The 19,924-nt window shown below is 38.8% G+C and carries 22 protein-coding genes and 1 pseudogene; 21 read left to right on the top strand and 2 right to left on the bottom strand.

Annotated features, from left to right (window positions below):
- Positions 1-267 (top strand): ATP-binding protein (locus BLU03_RS12675; RefSeq protein ID WP_143023839.1); only part of this gene is annotated, 267 nt, incomplete at its 5' end.
- A gap of 1,073 nt (positions 268-1,340) precedes the next feature.
- On the opposite strand, the pseudogene BLU03_RS12670 reads toward BLU03_RS12675, so the two are convergent.
- Positions 1,341-1,622: pseudogene (locus BLU03_RS12670) on the bottom strand (DNA/RNA non-specific endonuclease); the annotation flags it as partial.
- Positions 1,623-1,733: 111 nt separating this feature from the next.
- Complete coding sequence (locus BLU03_RS12665) at positions 1,734-2,471, bottom strand: tryptophan-rich sensory protein (protein WP_093108133.1); 738 nt, start codon at positions 2,469-2,471, stop codon at positions 1,734-1,736.
- A gap of 269 nt (positions 2,472-2,740) precedes the next feature.
- Between BLU03_RS12665 and BLU03_RS12660 the strand changes: the two genes are divergently transcribed.
- The 20 genes from BLU03_RS12660 (at position 2,741) to BLU03_RS12565 (ending at position 19,895) form a co-directional block, all read left to right on the top strand.
- Positions 2,741-2,962, top strand: a complete 222-nt coding sequence (locus tag BLU03_RS12660; protein ID WP_093108131.1) for a hypothetical protein — start codon at positions 2,741-2,743, stop codon at positions 2,960-2,962.
- 701 nt (positions 2,963-3,663) lie between these two features.
- Positions 3,664-4,215 (top strand): DUF1572 domain-containing protein, encoded by a 552-nt coding sequence (locus BLU03_RS12655; protein ID WP_093108129.1) that lies wholly within the window; start codon positions 3,664-3,666, stop codon positions 4,213-4,215.
- 45 nt (positions 4,216-4,260) lie between these two features.
- Entirely contained in the window at positions 4,261-5,133 is an 873-nt protein-coding gene (locus BLU03_RS12650) for a phosphotransferase family protein (RefSeq protein ID WP_245698865.1), read from the top strand.
- Positions 5,134-5,311: 178 nt separating this feature from the next.
- Entirely contained in the window at positions 5,312-5,551 is a 240-nt protein-coding gene (locus BLU03_RS12645) for a hypothetical protein (protein ID WP_093108126.1), read from the top strand.
- A gap of 86 nt (positions 5,552-5,637) precedes the next feature.
- Positions 5,638-6,171, top strand: a complete 534-nt coding sequence (locus tag BLU03_RS12640; protein ID WP_093108139.1) for a dihydrofolate reductase family protein — start codon at positions 5,638-5,640, stop codon at positions 6,169-6,171.
- A gap of 689 nt (positions 6,172-6,860) precedes the next feature.
- The gene (locus BLU03_RS12635) at positions 6,861-7,832 is read left to right on the top strand and encodes a sugar-binding transcriptional regulator (RefSeq protein ID WP_245698862.1); all 972 of its coding nucleotides are present in this window, start codon (positions 6,861-6,863) and stop codon (positions 7,830-7,832) included.
- Entirely contained in the window at positions 7,829-8,275 is a 447-nt protein-coding gene (locus BLU03_RS12630) for a transcriptional regulator GutM (protein ID WP_093108122.1), read from the top strand. The genes BLU03_RS12635 and BLU03_RS12630 overlap by 4 nt, the downstream gene beginning before the upstream one ends.
- Before the next feature lie 2 nt (positions 8,276-8,277).
- Positions 8,278-8,850 (top strand): PTS glucitol/sorbitol transporter subunit IIC, encoded by a 573-nt coding sequence (gene srlA, locus BLU03_RS12625; protein WP_093108120.1) that lies wholly within the window; start codon positions 8,278-8,280, stop codon positions 8,848-8,850.
- Positions 8,843-9,877, top strand: a complete 1,035-nt coding sequence (gene srlE, locus BLU03_RS12620) for a PTS glucitol/sorbitol transporter subunit IIB (RefSeq protein WP_093108118.1) — start codon at positions 8,843-8,845, stop codon at positions 9,875-9,877. The genes srlA and srlE overlap by 8 nt, the downstream gene beginning before the upstream one ends.
- 18 nt (positions 9,878-9,895) lie before the next feature.
- A complete protein-coding gene (locus BLU03_RS12615; RefSeq protein WP_093108117.1) occupies positions 9,896-10,261 on the top strand; it encodes a PTS glucitol/sorbitol transporter subunit IIA in 366 nt (121 codons plus the stop codon).
- A 12-nt stretch (positions 10,262-10,273) separates the two neighbouring features.
- On the top strand, positions 10,274-11,050 hold the full coding sequence (gene srlD, locus BLU03_RS12610) for a sorbitol-6-phosphate dehydrogenase (protein ID WP_093108115.1): 777 nt from the start codon (positions 10,274-10,276) through the stop codon (positions 11,048-11,050).
- Between the two features lie 12 nt (positions 11,051-11,062).
- Entirely contained in the window at positions 11,063-11,716 is a 654-nt protein-coding gene (locus BLU03_RS12605; RefSeq protein ID WP_093108113.1) for a transaldolase family protein, read from the top strand.
- A gap of 512 nt (positions 11,717-12,228) precedes the next feature.
- Positions 12,229-12,930, top strand: a complete 702-nt coding sequence (locus BLU03_RS12600) for an HAD family hydrolase (RefSeq protein ID WP_093108111.1) — start codon at positions 12,229-12,231, stop codon at positions 12,928-12,930.
- Between the two features lie 320 nt (positions 12,931-13,250).
- A complete protein-coding gene (locus tag BLU03_RS12595; RefSeq protein ID WP_093108109.1) occupies positions 13,251-13,676 on the top strand; it encodes a PaaI family thioesterase in 426 nt (141 codons plus the stop codon).
- A gap of 359 nt (positions 13,677-14,035) precedes the next feature.
- Positions 14,036-14,818, top strand: a complete 783-nt coding sequence (locus tag BLU03_RS12590; RefSeq protein ID WP_093108107.1) for a hypothetical protein — start codon at positions 14,036-14,038, stop codon at positions 14,816-14,818.
- Positions 14,819-15,173: 355 nt separating this feature from the next.
- Entirely contained in the window at positions 15,174-16,466 is a 1,293-nt protein-coding gene (locus BLU03_RS12585) for a lipopolysaccharide biosynthesis protein (RefSeq protein WP_093108105.1), read from the top strand.
- A 409-nt stretch (positions 16,467-16,875) separates the two neighbouring features.
- Positions 16,876-17,253: a GntR family transcriptional regulator gene (locus tag BLU03_RS12580; protein ID WP_093108103.1), complete on the top strand. Its 378-nt coding sequence runs from the start codon at positions 16,876-16,878 to the stop codon at positions 17,251-17,253.
- Positions 17,250-18,131, top strand: a complete 882-nt coding sequence (locus tag BLU03_RS12575) for an ATP-binding cassette domain-containing protein (protein WP_093108101.1) — start codon at positions 17,250-17,252, stop codon at positions 18,129-18,131. Before BLU03_RS12580 ends, BLU03_RS12575 begins: the two co-directional genes overlap by 4 nt.
- Positions 18,124-18,828 carry a hypothetical protein gene (locus BLU03_RS12570; RefSeq protein WP_093108099.1) on the top strand — a complete coding sequence of 235 codons (705 nt, stop codon included), beginning with the start codon at positions 18,124-18,126 and terminating at the stop codon, positions 18,826-18,828. The genes BLU03_RS12575 and BLU03_RS12570 overlap by 8 nt, the downstream gene beginning before the upstream one ends.
- Before the next feature lie 635 nt (positions 18,829-19,463).
- Complete coding sequence (locus tag BLU03_RS12565; RefSeq protein ID WP_093108096.1) at positions 19,464-19,895, top strand: VOC family protein; 432 nt, start codon at positions 19,464-19,466, stop codon at positions 19,893-19,895.
- Positions 19,896-19,924: the final 29 nt, after the last annotated feature.

Raw genomic sequence — 19,924 nt, 5'->3', positions numbered from 1 at the left:
CTTGATTTATTGATTCTGGATGAGCTTGGATACATCCCGCTGCATAAACAGGGAGCTGAACTATTATTTCAAGTCATCAGTCTGTGTTACGAAAAGAGGAGTATTATCATTACGACAAACCTTCAATTTGGGGAATGGAATCATGTATTTGGTGACCCGATTTTAACGGAGGCGGTCGTGGATCGCTTGATCCATCACTCCCACCTCGTCCTATTTAATGACGACAGTCATCGATTGAAAGAATCTATGGCTTTTCAGCCAATGTAGGAAATAAACGAAGGGATGCGAGTGGCTACATAAACGTTTTCCGTTTTATGCATTTTTCTCTTGCCAAATACAAACGAACAACCTTTATTTTAAAGTTACACTACATATGACTTATGATATCTATAAGGGAAAGGGAACACTGGTCATTCGTAAACAAATGACGAACGTTCTGCTACAAATAATTCGGTGATTTGAGATCTACCCTAGGATGCCTTTTTTTGTGTTATTGAATTATTGTAGTATTGAGTTAATGTGCAATTGAATCATTGTGCTACCGTATTACTAATAACTTAATTTAATGAACAAAGAAGTAGATAACCAGAAGGGGAGGAAATCATTCTTTCAAAACGGTAAAGGTGGCGTGAGAAGGGTATATGCAGTTGTGGAAGAAGCACTATGCCTGAAACGGGCCAGATTGTTAAAGAAAAAGGGGATTTATTATGTGTCATAAATTAACTAACTCATCAACTGATAGAGAATTGTACGGAGTTTGTGGGGGTATAGCAGACTTGGTATATCATCTTTCATTGTGTGAGTAATATTTCTCTTTCCCGTTGGCGTCTCTTTTTGGGTTTATATATTTTTGGTTTGGGGCTTGGATGAAAAGCCATCGTTATAAATTAGGAAGTTCTGCAACTGGGCGCAATTGAGGAAGATTCTAAGTAGGAAAAAGTCAAATTTTTTTATAAAAATTGCATACTACTTAACAAAGGATAGAATCCATTTTGATCAATCTTTTTTCAAAATGGATTTTTCATGTTTACAGTAAAGCGTGGATATCCGGGGTATTATTAATCAAACATTGAGTTATTGTGTTACTGTGCTATTGAGTTAATGTGACATTGTGTTAATAATCACGGAAGAAATATGAAAATAGGTAACGAGAAGGTGGGGGACTAAGAGGTTATTCGATCATTGCAAACCCTCCCTTTGTGTAATGTGGAGGAAGTCATAGACGTTTATTCTTTGTAAACGATACATATAAAAAGAGAAGGGGGACGCCCTTCTCTCGTATTGCTTCTCTTATTCTTCGAGACTGACAGAGAACGTTCTTCTCCACCTCTTATAAAGGTTCATTCTCCAACCGTTCCATCACCATCTCTATCCTGCATGTATTCATACAACCAGTGATCGCTGGTGATCGGCATAGAGAAACCAGCATCTTTGGCCTCTTGAATGGTCACTTGGCCATTGCCATTCGCATCTACGCTGGAAACATCCTCTTCTTCCGCAGTAGTGTTGGGCTTAGAAGAAGGTGAGGACTCAGAGGAATCATCATCCTCGGTCAGACCGAGAGACTCATTCACGTTATCAAAAATGTCCACGACTTCGTTTCCTTGAATCGTATAGGTGTAAATACCGGCAGATCACAGTGAAAATAACATACATTTGATTAAAAAATACCAAGTGCCGGTTTTCTTAAACTCCGACTCTTGGTATTTTTATTTTCCTTTCTACAGATGCTATTATGCTGTTTGTTTGTTCCGGAGCTTTTTAACAACCGTGAAAATACCCACGGCCACCAGCACGATACTGGCGATAAGCAGCGTTATATTCAAACTGCTATACGCACTGTCATTGACTACATAAATACCGTAGAACGGCCAGAGAATGACGAGCGGATAGAGCCAGTCGCGATAGCGGAAGGCGACGATACTCCCGATAAGGGTTGCTGCCGCAATCATGATAAGCGTCCAGTCCAGCTCGCCGAGACCGAGGATGGTCTCCACCTTCATGCCGGCTGTCACCGCGAACACGTTGACGATTGTCGCGACGGTTACCCAGGCGAAATAAATAGAGAACGGCAGCCGGTCGAACCAGTGATAGTCAGCCTTTGTAATCAATGTATGCATGATGGCAAGGGTGGCGAGAAGACTCGCAATCACAAGGGTCGATGCAACCAGCCACTGCTGGGTAAATACGACGATCCACAGGCCGTTCAGGAGAAAATTAAGAATGGGCCAGAAAGTTAAGCGGGACGCCAGTGACCCTTCCCACGTGTGATCAAAAAACCGTTTGATGATCCAGACAAATAGCAGGATATAAATCAGGCCCCAAATGGAAAAGGCGAACCCTGCAGGCTGGATAATCGCCTGGTTATTGTCAGCTACGATACCGACATTCGTGGCGCTCCAGTAGTTTAAAAAGATCATAAGACCAAAAGCTATCAGATAAGCGATCGCCCATATTCGTCGTTTAGGCATCGACCCTCACTCCTTTTTCCCGTCATCCATCTTTATAATTTGTTGTGTGCACTGCTTTGGGTTTTCCTTTTCTGGATTTTTTAAAACTCTTTTCCGTCCTGCAATGATGTGGCAGGGGAATTAGTAAGTTACTAGAAGATAATATGTATAGCCGTTTATGCAACTTGGGAGAAATGATAGAGATTTATTACTTTGAAAACAGTAAAGGCAGCGTAAGGGGGAGCGCACTCCCTTCTCTTTTGTTTACCACAGGGAAAGGTGGTAGATCTATGAGCCAAAGTAATATTTATGATTTTCTGAGCGTTGACCAGGACCCTTTGTACCAAAAGATTCAATCATTACAAACAGGCGAAAGTTATGATCTTAATGACCAAACAGAAATTCACTGTAACGCTCACGGTCTGTATGAAGTTATAGCAAAAGAAACGGAACAAGCATTTTCTTCTCTCGAAGATTGCTATTCCATATTTCCACCTATGGTTTTGAAGTAAAGTCCGATCGTTTATAAAAGCGTTTGATGCTATAGCATTTCCTGGCCGGATGGTGGTAATGCAACGAACGGGCCATTTAGTTGAATACTCTATTATTAGGAGGAAAATAAGTTGGATCAGGTATTGGTTGTATCTATTTTGTTTTTCTTGTTTTGCAGTTATAAATTCATTAGGGTGTTAAAAATTAAAGACGCCCCAAAAAGTAATAAGATAACCGCATATTCACTATATGGAGCTTGTATTATCGCGTTGGTAACAATAAATATAATTACTTAGCGTTCTAACAACCTGTTTCTTCAAGAAAAGGGTGCCATTGCTTAAAAAAGAGTAACGTCCCTATTGCATATAAAGGTCATATTGCTGAACTGAGGGAGGTTAAATTTTATTTTAAAATTAATTATTGGCTCCTTGATAGCGGGCATAATATACACTATTATTATAGGGATATTTTTCAAGAAGGTTGGGGTAAGTTGTCATATATAAAAGTTAGTATAGCTCTATTTTTATTAAGTCTGGGTTTGTTTCTTCTCGGCTTTACTCCAGAGGAAATTGAATATGGTCTTATTATTGCAGGGATGATTTTCAATTATATAGGGATAGCTATGTTGCTTACTGGTGCAATAAAAAGATATAAAAGTGCTGATTAAAGTTTTCTCTAAATGGGAGCGATTGTTGCATAAAAACAAGCCGGGGGGCTATTTATGAATATTGGAAATGAGTACTTAAAGGTTGTTCAAGAAAGGTTTGAGAGCGTTAAAAATCTTGGAGACAACACGATAAATCAATTATCAGAGGAAGATGTACACTGGAAAGTAAACGATACCTCAAATAGCATTGCAATTATTGTGAAACATTTGAATGGAAACATGATATCCAGGTGGTCTGACTTACTAACATCAGATGGAGAAAAGCCCTTCAGAAATCGTGAGCAGGAATTTGAAGATGATATTTCCTCAAAGCAGGAAATGATAATTATGTGGGAGAAGGGATGGAATGCTGTTCTTAGTACCTTGAATGAATTAGTAGATCAAGATTTATTAAAAAGTATAACGATTCGGGGTGAGGAACACACAGTTCTGGAAGCAATCGAAAGGCAAGTGGCTCATTACGCTTATCACGTTGGTCAGATTGTTTATATTGGTAAGCAATTAAAAGATGAGAGCTGGGAAAGCCTTAGTATTCCTAAAGGAAAATCAGAACAGTATCTACAGCAGAAGTTAAATAAACATCGAGCTCAAAATAATGGGCATTGAGTTCCAACAAGTACATCCAATGGAGGAATTTGGATTAAAAAGGAAGTGTTAGTAATAGGTGATAAATACATTGAAAACATTAAACTGGTATATCCTGATCTTTCCATCGAAGAATGGCACGCTAACGACATTGGTCAAAATAACAATGTGTTCATCGTGAATAATTCTCTGGTATTTAGATTTCCAAAATACGAACAAGGAATAACACAGTTGAAAAAAGAGAAAGAAATCTTAGAATACATACAGAACGTTGTTACTATCCCAGTCCCGTATCCAATATATGAGTATTTTGACACTCTCAAGCCGAGAGAAGTTTTCACAGGTTATAACCTAATTGCTGGTGTTCCTTTATGGAGAGAAAGTTTAGAAAACATTAATAAAGACGAACCAATAAAAAGATTAGCATCACAACTTGTAACTTTCCTTATCGAACTTCACTCAACTTCGAAAGATGCGTTGAAACTGGAAGACAGTGATCCACGCGAAGAGATGTCGGAGCTATTCGATAAGATACGAAACAAGCTATTTCCTTATATCAGAAAAGAGGCTCAGGATGAAATAACTCAATCCTTTAGTACTTTTCTAAATAGGAAAGCTTTCTTAAATGTAAAGACAACACTCATACACGGGGATTTCGGAGCTTCTAATATCTTGTGGAACCCGAAATCAACCAGGGTTTCCGGAATCATAGATTTCGGTGAAGCAGGGCTGGGAGATCCTGCGTATGATTTTGCCGGAATACTGTCGAGCTATGGCGAAGATTTTTTTAATGTGTGTATCGACTTATACCCTGATGGAGATGAGATTTCTGAACGTGTAAAGTTTTATAAAAGTACGTTTGCATTACAGGAAGCATTACATGGAATAGAGAATGACGATCCTCAGGCCTTCGAAAATGGAATTAAAGATTACAGATGAACTACTCATCCTTTTGCTGGAAATGATGAAGTTATTGAATCGTTAAGCTATTGTGTTACTAATGGCTTAATGAACAAAGAAGTAGATGACCAGAAGATGAGTGGATAAACGGTAAAGTTGTCATGAAAAGTGTGCATGTCCTTCTCTTTTGTTTGCTATATAGAAAGGCGGTAGATCTGTGAGCCAAAGTAATATTTATGATTTTCTGAACGTTGACCAGGACCCTTTATATCAAAATCTCCAATCGTTACAAATAGGGGATAGTTATAATATTGATGACCATACAGAAATTCACTATAACACTCATGGGCTGTATGAAGTTATAGCAGAAGAAACGGAACAAGCATTTTCTTCTCTTGAAGATTGCTATTCTTATATTTCTACTTATGACTTCGGAGTAAAACCTGATCGTTTATGAAAGCGCTTGATATCATGGCATTACCTGGCCGGATGGTAATAACGCAACAAACAGGCCATTATGTGGAACCAAAGAAAGGGGAAATTATGAGCGAAATACGTAGTTTAGTATTATTCATTGCTTCAAGTCTGGATGGGTATATTGCTACCAAAGATGAATCTCTCGAATGGTTATTTAAGGTGGATGGTGAAGGAGATAACGGTTTTGCAGAGTTTTATGAAACAGTTGATACGGTTGTAATGGGCAAGAAAACGTACAATTGGGTAATGAGACAGGGTATAAAGGAGTTCCCATATAAAAACAAAGAATGTTATGTGTTTACAAGATCAGCTGCTGAAAACACCGAAAATGTAAAGTTTGTTAATGAAGATGTAACTAATTTTGTTCGTAAATTGAAAAATCAAAAAGGGAAAAACATATGGATTGTTGGTGGAGGAGAATTGTTGCAGTCATTCCTGCAAGAAAAGTTGGTTAATGAACTGATCTTAACGGTTGCTCCAACCATACTTGGTAAAGGAATTTCATTATTTAAAGAGGGAGATTATCAATTAGACCTTTCATTGATGAGCACCAGAAATTTTAATCAATTTGTTGAACTGCACTATGATGTTAAAAAGTAACGAAAAAATCTTCAAACGGGGACGATTGTTGCAAAACAGAGTTAGAAAACGAACAACCTTTATTTCAAAGCTATACTACATATGACTTATGACATCTATAAAGAAAAGGGGGAACTGGTCATTCGTACATAAGTGACAAATGCTTCCCTATAGATGAGTCGGTAATTTGAGATTTACCCCAGAATGCCTTCTTTTTGTATTATTGTAGTATTGAGTTAATGTGGGATTGTGTTGACAATATCATTGAGATGGCGCAGCTGGTACTCGAACGTGATTTGATGTAGAACGCACGAACCCTTGAAAACCTTGGGCTTGATGGTATGAATGTGGAGGATTTTTTACGCTATATAGAAACAGGGGAACGTTAAAAGGGCAGCCACTTCGGCTGCTCTTTTTTTATGGGAAGGTGAAGAGAACATGTCGCTTAAAAAAAAGATCCACTGGCATCGGTTTTTTTAGATTTATTCAAATTAAAACTGTCGTCTGTTTACGGGTTCGCTATCTTATTTTTTGCCTCTTATTGTTAAATTAATACTCGCTATTTGCACATATGTGCACTAATTGAACAGAATTTGTTTTTCTTTTGAATTTAATTGACGGCGCTTTCATTTCTCCTTTACTATAGTATTTAACAACAGCACAATTGTTATTTATTTGCACATATGTGCAAAAGACGGAAGGTGAACAGATTGAACTGGAATGAAGAGAGAAAGCTTATTAAGGTCGCTAAGATGTACTACGAAGAGAATTTGACTCAAAATGAAATCGCTAACACGATAGGAGTCTACCGAACTTCGGTAACGAGGCTTCTACAAAAAGCCAGGGACGAAGGTGTAGTGCAGATTACTGTAAAAGGGGATTACAGAAAACAAATAGCTTTTGAAGAAAGGCTTTCCGAATTATTTAATCTGGAAGATGTCATTGTGGTTCCGACTGACGAGAAAAAAAGCACCACAGAAAGAAAAGAAGCAGTGGGGAAAGCAGCTGTTCAACTATTAGATAAAGTTATGAAAAATGGAGACACCGTTGGTTTTGCCTGGGGAAGCACGATAGGAAGTATGGTGGATGCATTGGAAGGAACGAAGAAAAGAGACGTCACCTTCGTCCCCCTCGTCGGTGGGCCTGGGAAAATGCCGGTAGAGCATCATGTAAATGCGATTGTATACACGTATGCCAAAGCTTACGAAGGTCACTCTACATTCATAGATGCTGCCGCTGTAGTCCCATCTGTTCAGGGTAAAAAAGAAATAGTGAATTCTTCATATTTTCAGGACATTCTTTCTTTATGGGGGCAATTATCGGTAGCTGTCGTTGGTATTGGAGCCCCTGTAAGTTCCTCTAATTTAGTCTTTTCAGGATTTTTAGGAGAAGAGGATTATAAAAACTTAGAAAGTCAGCATGCAGTAGGAGATATATGTTCCAGATTTTACGATATTCAAGGTAATGAAATTGCAGGAGATTTAAATAACCGAACGGTTGCTGTAGAGCTTGATACGTTGAAGAATGTACCTTCTACTATCGGAGTAGCGGAATCAAGAGAAAAGACAGAATCGATTGTTGGAGCACTGCGCGGAGGGTTTCTTACTCACCTTGTTACCAACGATACTACGGCTGAAGCTATTCTGGCATTTATTGGTGAAGAAAGGGATGTAGTTCAATGATTTTCTTAATCCTGGCTGTTATAGCTGTTATGTTCATCGTTCAGACATTTTTTGGTTACTGGCAAGTAAAGAACTTTAATAAGAATTATGGAGAAATGAAGTCGCAGAACCGAGTAGCTATTGGCAGAGCAAAAGGCCTGATTACGAACGGTGTCGTACTATTAATACGTATTGATCGTCAGGCGGTTATCCAGGAAGTACGTAAAATGCAAGGGACGACTGTATTCGCCCGTTTTAAGAAAATGGATGCTTTGAACGGAAAGCATTTACTTAAATTGGAAGAGGGGAGTGTTCCTAAGCTGGATAAGTTTACATGGAAAGCATTGAAAGATGCTCAACACGTATACAAAGTAGTGCAGGCAGGAGGAGAACCAGCCCAACCCACAAGTATATTTCAAAAAATTACTGGTTTATTTAAAAAGAAAGGTGAGGTGAATAATTGATCATGGATTTTCTTATTAGCTTAGCTGAAGGTTTTATAGGATTGTTTGAACGTGGTGGAGAAACCTTTGTAGGTTTTGTACAGGATATCGTTCCCTTATTAATTATGTTGCTGGTTGCAATGAACGCTATAGTAGCATTCGTGGGACAAGAGAGAATAGAGAAGTTGGCTATGAAATCAGCCGGAAATATTTTTACAAGATATTTAGTGTTACCGGTTATCGGTACGTTTTTCCTGTTGAATCCAATGACTTTATCTCTGGGACGATTTCTTCCTGAGAAATATAAACCGGGCTACTATGCTTCAGCCAGTTATTCTACTCACTCGATGAATGGATTATTTCCGCACGTTAACCCGGCTGAATTATTCGTTTTCCTAGGTGTGGCAGCTGGTATAGAACAGCTTGGTTTTTCAAACGCAGACTTGGCCCTAAGATATTTTCTTGTAGGACTTGTTATGAACATGATCCGGGGATGGGTCACGGATATTTGTGTGAAGTACGTAGAAAAACAGCAGGGGACGAAACTGAAATCTACCCTTGATACTGTTGCTAAGGAGGAAAAAGCTCATGCCTGATGCAAAATATAAATCTGTAAAGATTGAAAAAGGTGCAGGAGGTTTTGGTGGTCCTTTAACAATTACACCGGATGAGACAAAAAATAAAGTGGTGAATATAACTGGTGGTCCGATTTCTCCAGTGGCTCAAACCATCGCTGATTTAACAGGAGCAGAAATCGTCAACGGCTTCAAAACATCTGTGCCGGAAGAAGAGATGGCCTGTGTCATCATAGATTGTGGAGGCACTTTAAGAGCAGGCCTTTATCCGAAAAAAAGGATCCCTACCATCAATGTGAAGCCTACAGGACAGAGCGGACCGATGGCGAGCTATATTAAAGAAGACATATACGTCTCAGGTGTAAAAGAAAGTAATATAACTGTAGTAGAAGGCGAAGAAAAACAATCTGACTCTTATGAACCAGAAGAGACTACTGAACGAACGAATAAGGAAGCGGAAGAGCAGCCTGAGAAAGGTTCGTATGATACTTCTAAAAAAGTAAGTGAACAGTCGTCAGAAAATCTTATGACTAAGATTGGCGTGTTCATGGGGAATATTGTTGGCGTTTTATATCAAGCAGGGAGAGACGCTATCGATACAGTAATCAAAACGATCCTACCTTTTATGGCATTTGTAGCCATGTTGATAGGATTGATACTGGAAACGGGGATTGGTGATGTGTTTGCTGATATACTCTCTCCTCTTGCTGGGAGTGTGTGGGGACTGATCCTCTTGTCAGCTATAGTATCATTCCCATTATTATCTCCATTTCTCGGCCCTGGAGCTGTAATTGCTCAAGTGATTGGTAGTTTAATAGGTGTAGAAATAGGAAGAGGTAACATCCCACCGCAGTTTGCACTTCCGGCTGTGTTTGCCATTAACTCGCAAGCAGCTGCAGATTTCGTACCGGTAGGGCTTGGGCTCGCGGAAGCGGAGCCGGAAACAGTAGAAGTTGGTGTGCCAGCTGTACTGTACGGAAGATTTTTGACTGGCCCACCTACCGTTTTTGTAGCATGGCTCGCAAGTTTCGGTATGTATGAATCATAAAGACAGGAGGAGAAAAAAATGACACAAATTTATAAAACTATAGTTACAGAATTGGGTGAATCCGTAACTGAGTTCTATTCCGAGAAGATGATTGTATTGTTTAAAGGGGGAGCCCCTGCTGAATTGGCTGAGTTCTGTGTAATTCATGAGGAAAATAATTTATATGAGAATATTCAGCCGGGTGACGTATTTAAAATTGATGACAACGAGTTTCTTATAACCGCAGTTGGAAGTTCTGTTAATGAGAATCTGCAAAATCTTGGGCATATCACTTTGAAATTTGATGGAGCTCAGGAAGCTGAGCTTCCAGGAACCCTATATCTTGAGAACTCAGAAGTACCAGAAATTCAATTAGGTCAAACACTAGAAGTTGCTCGAACATAAGGAGGAAGTAAAATGAGTAAAAAAGTAGCGATTGTAGCAGGAGGCGGACAGAATCTGGGTGAGCATTTATGTTATCGTCTTGCTAGGGAAGACTATAAAGTTATCGTAGCGGATATTAATAAAGAGAATGCAGAGACAGTTGCGAATGATATTAATAAAGAAGAAAAAGCTGAAGCACTTGGAGTATTTGTAGATGTAACCGATGAGAAAAGTGTAAAAGACATGGTGAACAAAACTACAGAAACTTTCGGACGAGTTGATTTGCTGGTATACAACGCAGGGGTTGCCAGAAGCACGAAGATTACAGATTTTGAACTGGCCGATTGGAATTCGATGATGAATGTCAATTTAACTGGTTATTTCTTGTGCGCTCGGGAAGTTTCTCACGTCATGATTGAACAGGAAGAGGGAAGTATTATTCAAATTAATTCTAAGTCAGGGAAGGTAGGAAGTAAACACAACGCAGGCTACTCGTCCTCCAAGTTTGGTGGCGTAGGCTTAACTCAAAGTCTGGCCCTTGATTTGGCTGAACATGGAGTGCGCGTGAATAGTGTGATGCCAGGAAACCTTTTGGAGTCTCCAATGTTTCAAAGTCTAATTCCTTCGTATGCAAAAAAATTGAATATTCGTGAAGACGAAGTGGAGCAGGTATATATGGATAAAGTACCAATGAAACGTGGCTGTTCCTACGAAGACGTAGCCAACGCTGTAGTATTTTACGCCTCGGATCAAGCCTCTTACATGACGGGTCAGTCAATTAATGTAACGGGCGGTCAAGTCATGCACTAAGGAGGAACTCATATGAAAATACTTATAGATTCTGCTAACATTGAGGATATACGCAACCTGCAGTCTACTTATCCGATTCAAGGAGTAACAACTAACCCTTCTATTTTAGCTAAAGAAGTGGGAGCTCCTGAAACATTACTACAGTCGATTTATAGCGCTTTAGACAAAAATGATGAATTTCATATTCAAGTGACACGACATGATGCCGATGCTATCGTACAGGAGTCGTATCAGCTTATAGAAAAGTTCGGGGAAAAAACGTTTATTAAAATCCCTGTTTCTATAGAGGGATACAAGGCTATGCGAATTTTGAATAACCAAGGTTTGCGGACGACAGCTACTGCGGTTTTTACTACAAAACAAGCAGTATTCGCTGCATTAGCAGGAGCTGATTACATAGCTCCGTATGTAAATCGTATCGATAATTACAATGGGGACGGCACAGAGATGATCAGAAGTACCAAAGAGATTTTGCAACGAGAAGGACTTTCTACCGAAGTTTTGGCTGCCAGTTTTAAAAATACAAAGCAAGTTGAAGACGCCATTCTTGCTGGAGCTTCCGTGGTAACAATTCCTCCAGAATTAATGCACGCATTTGTACATCATGAAGGAACGGATGACGCTATAGAAGGTTTTATGCGAAATCAGCAGAAAAGTGATAATTAGATAGTGACTGGAGAATTTAGAAGCAGAAACTATTATAAAAGGGCTGTCGGCTGAATTTTGCCGACAGCCCTTTCTTCTATATATAAGTAATGCTAATGCAGTTTACTTCAAGTGGAGAGAAGGTTCCGTAAATCCACGTACAAATATCCCGGTACGCCACTCGAGATCAGAGTCATTCGTGTTCAGCTGCAGGCAGGGGAATAGTTTGATTTTCTAAATGTTGACTAAGTTCTTTTGCATCAAGACCTCCAATCGTTACAAACAGGGACTAACCACTATCTTGATGAGTAAACAGAAATTCACTGTAGCGTTCATGAGCTATATGAAATTATAGCAGAAGAAACGGACCAAGCATTTTTTCCCTTAAAGAATGTTATTCTTATATTTCAACCAGCGGTTTTGAAGTGAAGGCAAAAGCGTTTGATATAGTTGTATTGCTTAGCTGGATGGTAATAATGCAACAAATGGGCCATTTAGTTAAATAAATTAGGTGCGTAAAGGGGGTAGAGGAAATGATAAAGGCCGTCCTATTTGATTTAGACGGAACTTTGTTAAATCGAGATGAATCGTTAAAAGGATTCGTAAACAATCAATATGAACGACTAAAAAGATGTGTTGGTCATGTAACGAAAGATCAATACGTCGCAAGATTTATTGATCTCGACAGGCGTGGATATGTTTGGAAAGACAAGGTGTATCAGCAATTAATCCAGGAATTTGAGATTTCAAAGATAACTTGGGAGGAATTATTAAAAGATTATATCGAAAATTTCAGATTTAATTGTGTCCCCTTTGATAATCTAATTAAGGTCTTAGAGGAACTAAAAAGCAGCAATTTCCTTTTAGGCATAATTACTAACGGTTATGGGCAATTTCAGATGGATAATATTAAAGCGTTAGGTATTGAGCAATACTTTGATGTGATTCTGGTATCTGAATGGGAAGGAATAAAAAAACCAGCTCCTGAGATTTTTCAAAGGGCTTTAGAAAAACTTAATGTATCACCTGAACAGAGTATATTTGTTGGAGATCATCCTGAAAACGATGTAAAGGCTTCTCAAATTATCGGGATGCAAGGGATTTGGAAAAAAGATATCCAGTCGGAAGATGCTGAGGCAGATTTCATTGTTAATGACTTGAAAGAACTGCCATTAATTATTGGAAATTTAACTGGGAAGGTAGAAATCAGTTCAACAATCGGGCGCGAGTGCTGAATAGAACCATTTGTTTAAAGGCTTAGGGGTTGCTATGAAGGCACCCTCTTTTTTATTAAAATAGGAAGAGATAAAGTAAAGGAACTGGTTATCATCTTGATGAGTAAACAGAAGTCTCCTGTAATGCTTCCGGCTGTATGAAGTTATAGAAGAAGAAACGGGCCAAGCATTTCCTTCCCTTAAAGAATGTTATTCTTATATTTCAACCTGCGGCTTTGAAATGAAGACAAAAACGTTTGATATAATGGCAGTGTCCAGCTGGAAGGTAACAATGGAATCATTAGGAAAAATAGCACTGGAATGTTTGGAGGGATGAATAAATGAGTGATAATAAGTTTTTCGAGACAGGAAAGCAGGCTTTGGAAGCACAGTCTTTTAGTCAGCTTATTGGTGCAGAACTTACAGAGTTCGCACCTGGAAAAGTTCTATTGGAAATTCCGATAAAAGATGACTTATTACAGCAGCACAGATTTGTGCACGGCGGGGTTATTAGTTACGCAGCTGATAACGCACTAACCTTTGTAGGAGCGTCTGTCTTAGGACCGGAAGTGTTAACATCAGAGTATAAAATAAACTACGTTAGACCAGCTGTCGGTGAAAAATTAGTTGCACGAGCAAGCGTTATATACACCGGGAAACGTCAAGCTGTCTGTCGCTGTGATGTGTTCACCCAGGATTCTGAAGGTGAAGAAAAAATGTGTGCTACTGCTCAAGGAACAATTATGTCTATTTCATCCTCGTCTTGAATAGATAGTGATTAATACAACAATCGGTTGAGACTGCTGCAAAAAAGAGTTGGAAAATGACTATATTTTAATGCAGAGCTGCAAAAAATCTGGAGGGACTTTATCAGGAAAATCAATTAAATATTTCTGAAGCGATGTCCATATGTAGGGTGTCGCTTTTCTTTTATGTTTCATTCTTTTTAAAGAATACATATTTCTTTTAATGTTGTGCTGGTGTATAATTTATTGTAGTTACTCACAATTTTATGTTTCGTTATCAGAATCTATAATCCGGGAAAATGGATGAACTGACTTTTAGAGAGAGAAAGTTGAAAACGGCGGTTTTATAGTAATTATATTATGAAGGATGGGGTGGGGTTATGGTTGAGTGGAAAGTATTGATACCGTTCTATTACACTTTGTATACTAGACTGAAGGATACGATGAACAGAATATCTTATATTACTACATTCCTCATACCAGTTCTTTTCGTTATATATCATTTTGAGAGGGGTATTGACCTTTTGGCTGTTCTCTCAGGTTTTGTCGCATTGTTCAGCATATACGAAATCGGCTATTTAAAAAATGACATAGTAACGACGAAATTCGAGAAGAACCCAACCCTCAGACTAGACGAAGAATCATATAGCATACTTGATGAAAATCTGAGACGAATCGTTTTATTAAAATATATTATCGCTTTAATTTCCCTCGTCGCAATCTGGCTGATGGGATACCAGGTGCTCATTCTCGGTTCTTTCCTGTTACTGATTGATTTGACATACAGAATCCATAATAGAGTCAGAGGGAGAACAGCTCTTATTACATTTATGGTTTTAAGTATTCTGAGGTATTCCGCCGTTCCTGTATTGTTCGTATCTGATCTATTTTCCGTTTTAATGATTTACACTGTTACTATCGGTATCCTGAGGTTCATTGAAAAAGGTTCGAGGAAAAAGTTCCGCCTCAGATGGTTACAACATTTGTGCAAGGAAATAAATCAGTTCAGGGTTCTATATTATCTTTCTCTGGTTATAGTGGCTTTTGTCATCGATTTGAACAGCGTTTATTCTATTCTGGCTATGTATTATTTAATATACAGAACAATTATTTACCTGATGATAAGGATTAAAGCGAATAAGAATCAGATCGGCTTCACGTAATAGACCGATTTCGTACAGTTAAACTGAAAATCGCTTCCTGCAACGCGATAGACTGCGCTGCAGGGAAGGCTCCACCTAGGTGAAGGGAATCAGTCTGTTCTTAATAAGGTAAAAAATAACATTATTTAAAACGAAAGCTGGTTTTTTGCAACGTACTGTTGTATAATTCTAGTAAGAAATCAAAATCATTACCTTTAACTTCAACGAGCATGATTAGAAGGGGAGGTTCAGTAACTGAAACACTTATTGTTTTATTCTCAATAATGAATAAAAAGAAGTGTATTTTTTTAACCTTTATTGTTCTTTAAAAAGAACAAAAGATTATTTATAAAAAGTTCGTCGATAGGGGATGCCTATGGAAAATATATTAATCAGAATCTCACGGAAATCGTTCGTAAGAAATGTAGCTATAGTGGCTTCCGGCACCGCTTCTGCACAAGTGATCATGGTTGTCAGTTCACAGTTTCTTACGAGAATCTATGGTCCGGAAGCTTTTGGGATGTTCGGTGTATATTCTTCGATTATTGCCATTATAACTCCGGTAGCTGCCCTGACATATCCGGTAGCTGTCGTTTTACCTAAATCGAAAGAGACAGCTATGGACCTGATGCGTCTTTCTTTTTACATTACTTTACTGGTAACGATGGTTACGGCGGTTTTTCTGATGTTATTCAGTGACGTGGTAGTGTCCGCCTTCAATTTGGAGGAGGTCGCTTCCTTTCTTTACTGTCTTCCTCTAGTCATTTTTTTTACCGGGTGTCTTCAGATTATAGAACAATGGCTCATCCGTAATGATCAGTTCAAAATTACCGCTCGTGCCACCCTGGGACAGACGGCTATCATACAGACGGGTATGGTGGGAGCTGGTCTATTTAATCCTCTGGCTGCAATGCTTATACTATTCACTTCGATGAACCAGGCCTTACGTTCTTTTATCATGATGGTAGGGGCGGGATACTTTAAACCGGTCAAGGTGATAAGTTTTTTAACAGAGATTAATGTACAAAAGATGCAGAAACTGGCGAAAAGATACTATGATTTTCCGGTATTCCGGAGTCCTCAACTGCTGCTGAACGGATTTTCGCAAGGGTTTCCTGTCCTTATGTTAAGCAGCTTCTTTTCTCCAGTCGCAGCAGGCTATTATGCTATAGGAAGAATGGCCCTGGATATGCCGACCAACCTGATCGGGAAAGCTATATCGGACGTTCTTTATCCCAGGATCTCACGAGGAGCGAATAATTTTGAAAAAATCACCCCGATACTGCTGAAGGCGACAGCGATGATGGGAGGAATCGGGCTCTTACCTTTTGGCCTTGTCATCCTGATCGGCCCCTGGCTATTCGAACTTGTTTTCGGGGAAGGCTGGTCGATGGCGGGAGAATATGCTGTATGGATCGCGGTCTGGGGCTGGACCAGGTTTCTGCGGGCGCCAAGTGTCAGTACGCTTCCCGTTTTGTCGGCGCAGGGATTTCATCTTGGATTCACCATTTGTTCGCTGATTGTCCGGATCGCTGCGATGTTTGCAGGATACCGGATATTCGGGGACGACCTTACAGCTGTAGCATGGTTCTGTATAAGTGGAGCATTCATGAACATACTTCTCGTATTTATTACCTGGAAACGAACTCGCAGATTTGATGGACGATAGAAGGAGCTGTTATGAGCTAAAGAATATGTGAGGTTGGGAGTCTACTGGGTAAGGTTAAGATGGGGGGAGTAATGCAGAGTAATAGGAAAAAATGAGTGAAATTTATAGATGTGGCTGGAGACCTCCAAAGCAAGTGAAATTCAGCCGCAGATACAGATTCTCTAAACGTTGGCCAGGGCCCTTAGTATCAAAAACGCCAATCATTACAAACTTCAATCAATTGTTTTAGCCGTATGAAATTTAGAGTAATAAAATATTGTGATATGGACAAAGAAACGAGTATAAAAGACGATCAAGTTCCATTTGATCGTCTTTTATACTTGATTTAAAGCTTACACTCATATATGGTTATATATATAACTATATGACTATATAACGTGAAATTTGTTAGTAGGAGGTGACTCTAGCTTTGAGTACGTCTTTTGATGATAAAAAGCCTATATTTATTCAAATTAAAGAAGTGATTGAAGATCAAATTATAAATAACCGATTAAAAAATCATGATCAAATTCCATCCACGAATCAGCTCGTTCAATTTTACAAGATAAATCACATTACCGTTTCGAAGGGAATCGATCTCCTTGTGGAAGAAGAGATCATTTACAAAAAAAGAGGTGTTGGAATGTTCGTAATGGAAGGGGCGAAAGAAAAATTATTATTACAACGAAGAAACGCCTTTGCTGAAGATTTTGTTTTACCAATGTTAAAAGAAGCTGAAAAATTGAAACTATCGGATGCTGCGATTGTGAAAATAATAGAAGAGGCGAAAGGAAGTGAAAAAGAATGACTGTGAAAGTAGAAGCAAACCAGATAAGCTTTTCTTATAAAAACTTTGAAGCATTAACGAATATAGATTTTACATTGGAAAACGGAAAAATTTACGGTCTCATTGGTCGGAATGGAGCCGGTAAAACAAGCTTATTATCTCTTTTAGCCGCATACCAAAAGTCAACGAGTGGAAATCTGAAAATAGACGGGGAAAATATTTTTGAAAATGAACGGGCAATGGCCAAAGTAACATTCGTTCATCAAGTAGATTATAAAGATGAATATGACACCATCCCACAATTCTTTGAACTGGCGAATCGCTACCGCCCTACATTCGACCAGCAATATGCGGAGCAATTAGTGGAACTATTTCAATTGCCAACAGATAAACCACTAAAGGAATTATCAACAGGTATGCAATCTGCTTTCAATGTGACTATTGGTTTAGCCAATCGAACGCCACTTACGATTTTCGACGAGGCCTATCAAGGGATGGATGCTCCAACCCGTGAAGTTTTCTATAACGAAATATTAGAAGAACAAGAACGTAATCCTAGACTCTTCATACTATCCACTCACTTAGTGTCAGAAATGGAATACTTGTTCGATGAAGTTTTAATGATTGATAAAGGAAAACTAATTGTGAAAGAGGACATGGGTTCCTTACTACAAAAAGGCTTTTCCATTACTGGGGCGATTGATGACATCGAGCAAGTAGTCAGTGGTCTTCAAGTGTTAAGTGAACAACAGCTGGGTGGTACAAAATCGGTAATGGTATATGGGGAACTACCGAAAGAAAAAGAAGAAGAAATTAAACAAAAAGGGTTAGAAATAGGAAGCGTTTCCCTGCACGATTTATTTATTCAATTAACAAAGGAGAGGAATAAAGATGAGTGAAACGGGGAAGAAAATAGCTTTTGATTTATACTCAATTCAAATGAAGTGGGTTGCCTGGTATTTGCCTATTGTTTATATTGCTTACTTTGCGTTAGTTTGGTTTCTTAATGAACCAGAAATACAGTCAATGTCGCTACTCACCTTTACCTTTCACACAGCAACGATTTTTATGCTTGTGTGTGGCATCCTTTCTAGTACTGTATTTCTTCCAGTGTTTGTAAAGCATGGTGTTTCTAGAAAATCATACTTCCAAGGATCATTTTTTTCAGCAATTAGCTTAGCAATCACAATAATAGGGGTTACTGCGATTTTATCTGGGGGGTTAAGCCTATTTGAAACAAATATTTTCAAAGATGTGGTGTTATCATCACTCGGTCCGAACAGTTGGCTGTTGACGAGCATTACGTATTTTATTTCAGTTATGATTTATTACTCAGTTGGATGGTTAATAGGGACAGCTTTTTATCGATATGGTGGTCCTGGTGGGTTTATTTCTATCGTAGTTGCACTTATAACGGTGTCTTTGAATGATTTATTATGGGAATTCGGGACACCAAAACCATTTATGGGGTTGTTAAATGTAAGTTTTCCCGCACCACACGTCGCAATTTCTCTTGCGGTATCTATCGTAATAGCAACGATATCTATTGTTTCAGTTTACAAAATAGTGAAAGACACACCAATTAAGGTAGTTTAATAATATACGAGCAATTAATCCTTGGGCCGTAAACGAGGAGGGGGGGATATGGATACATTAGATTTTGAGACTCCATTGTTAATAGCTACTAACACACTGGCCTTTTATGGAATTAGCGTAACCCGGACAGGGTTGAGTACAATGATGGGGAGACGATTATCGAGATGGCGCTCGAACGCGGTTTGATGCAGGACACACGAACCCTTGAAAATCTTAGGGTTGATGACATGAATGCGGAGGAATCCTTACGCTATATAGAAACAGGCGAACGGTAAAAGGGCAGCCACTTCGGCTGCTCTCTTTTTTTATGGGAAAAGTTACTTTAATGATGAAAACCCGTGAAATTGTAGGGAGATTAAGAATTTTACGGACCAAAGCAGTATGCATGATTTTCTGAACGTTGAACAAATTTTGGGTACTAAAAGCTCCAATTAAGATTTTGGTTGCTAAACAGAAATTCACTGTAACGCTCATAGTCTGTATCAAGTTATAGCAGGAATGCAGCTCTGAATAAACGTTCAATCATTTATAGAAAGTTTGATACAATTGTATTGACTAGCTGGGTTGTGCAATGCAGCAAACGGGCTACATTGTTGCATAACCCGATCACATCTTATTTCAAGGAGGCATGTAAGATGAATAAAGTTACGTGTATTTGCTTAGGTGTACGAAATATGGAGAAATCGATGAAGTTTTACAGAGATGATCTTGGATTTCAGACTAACGAAAAAAGTAATAATCCCGATGTAGTATTTTTTAATACACCTGGAACAAAATTTGAGCTATTCCCTTTGCACTCACTAGCAAAAGATATTAGTGAAGTTGAACCTCCCGAAATAGCAGATGGCTTTGCCGGGATAACATTGGCATATAATGTTGAACACAGGGAGGATGTTGAAAGAGTTATTGATTTAGCCAGAAACGCTGGAGCGAAAATAGTTAAAGAACCTCAAGATGTTTTTTGGGGCGGGCACCACGCGTATTTTTCCGATCTGGATGGATATTATTGGGAGGTTGCCTGGGGACCAGACTTTAAATATGATGATAACGGTATGCTTGTTTTTTAATACGGGACTCAACGCTTCTGTTGAAAAGG

It is taken from the genome of Salimicrobium album (assembly GCF_900107115.1).
Classification (GTDB): Bacteria; Bacillota; Bacilli; order Bacillales; family Halobacillaceae; genus Salimicrobium; species Salimicrobium album.
Note: the sequence above shows the minus strand (reverse complement) of the source record. Positions and strands in the feature narration are given on the sequence as shown.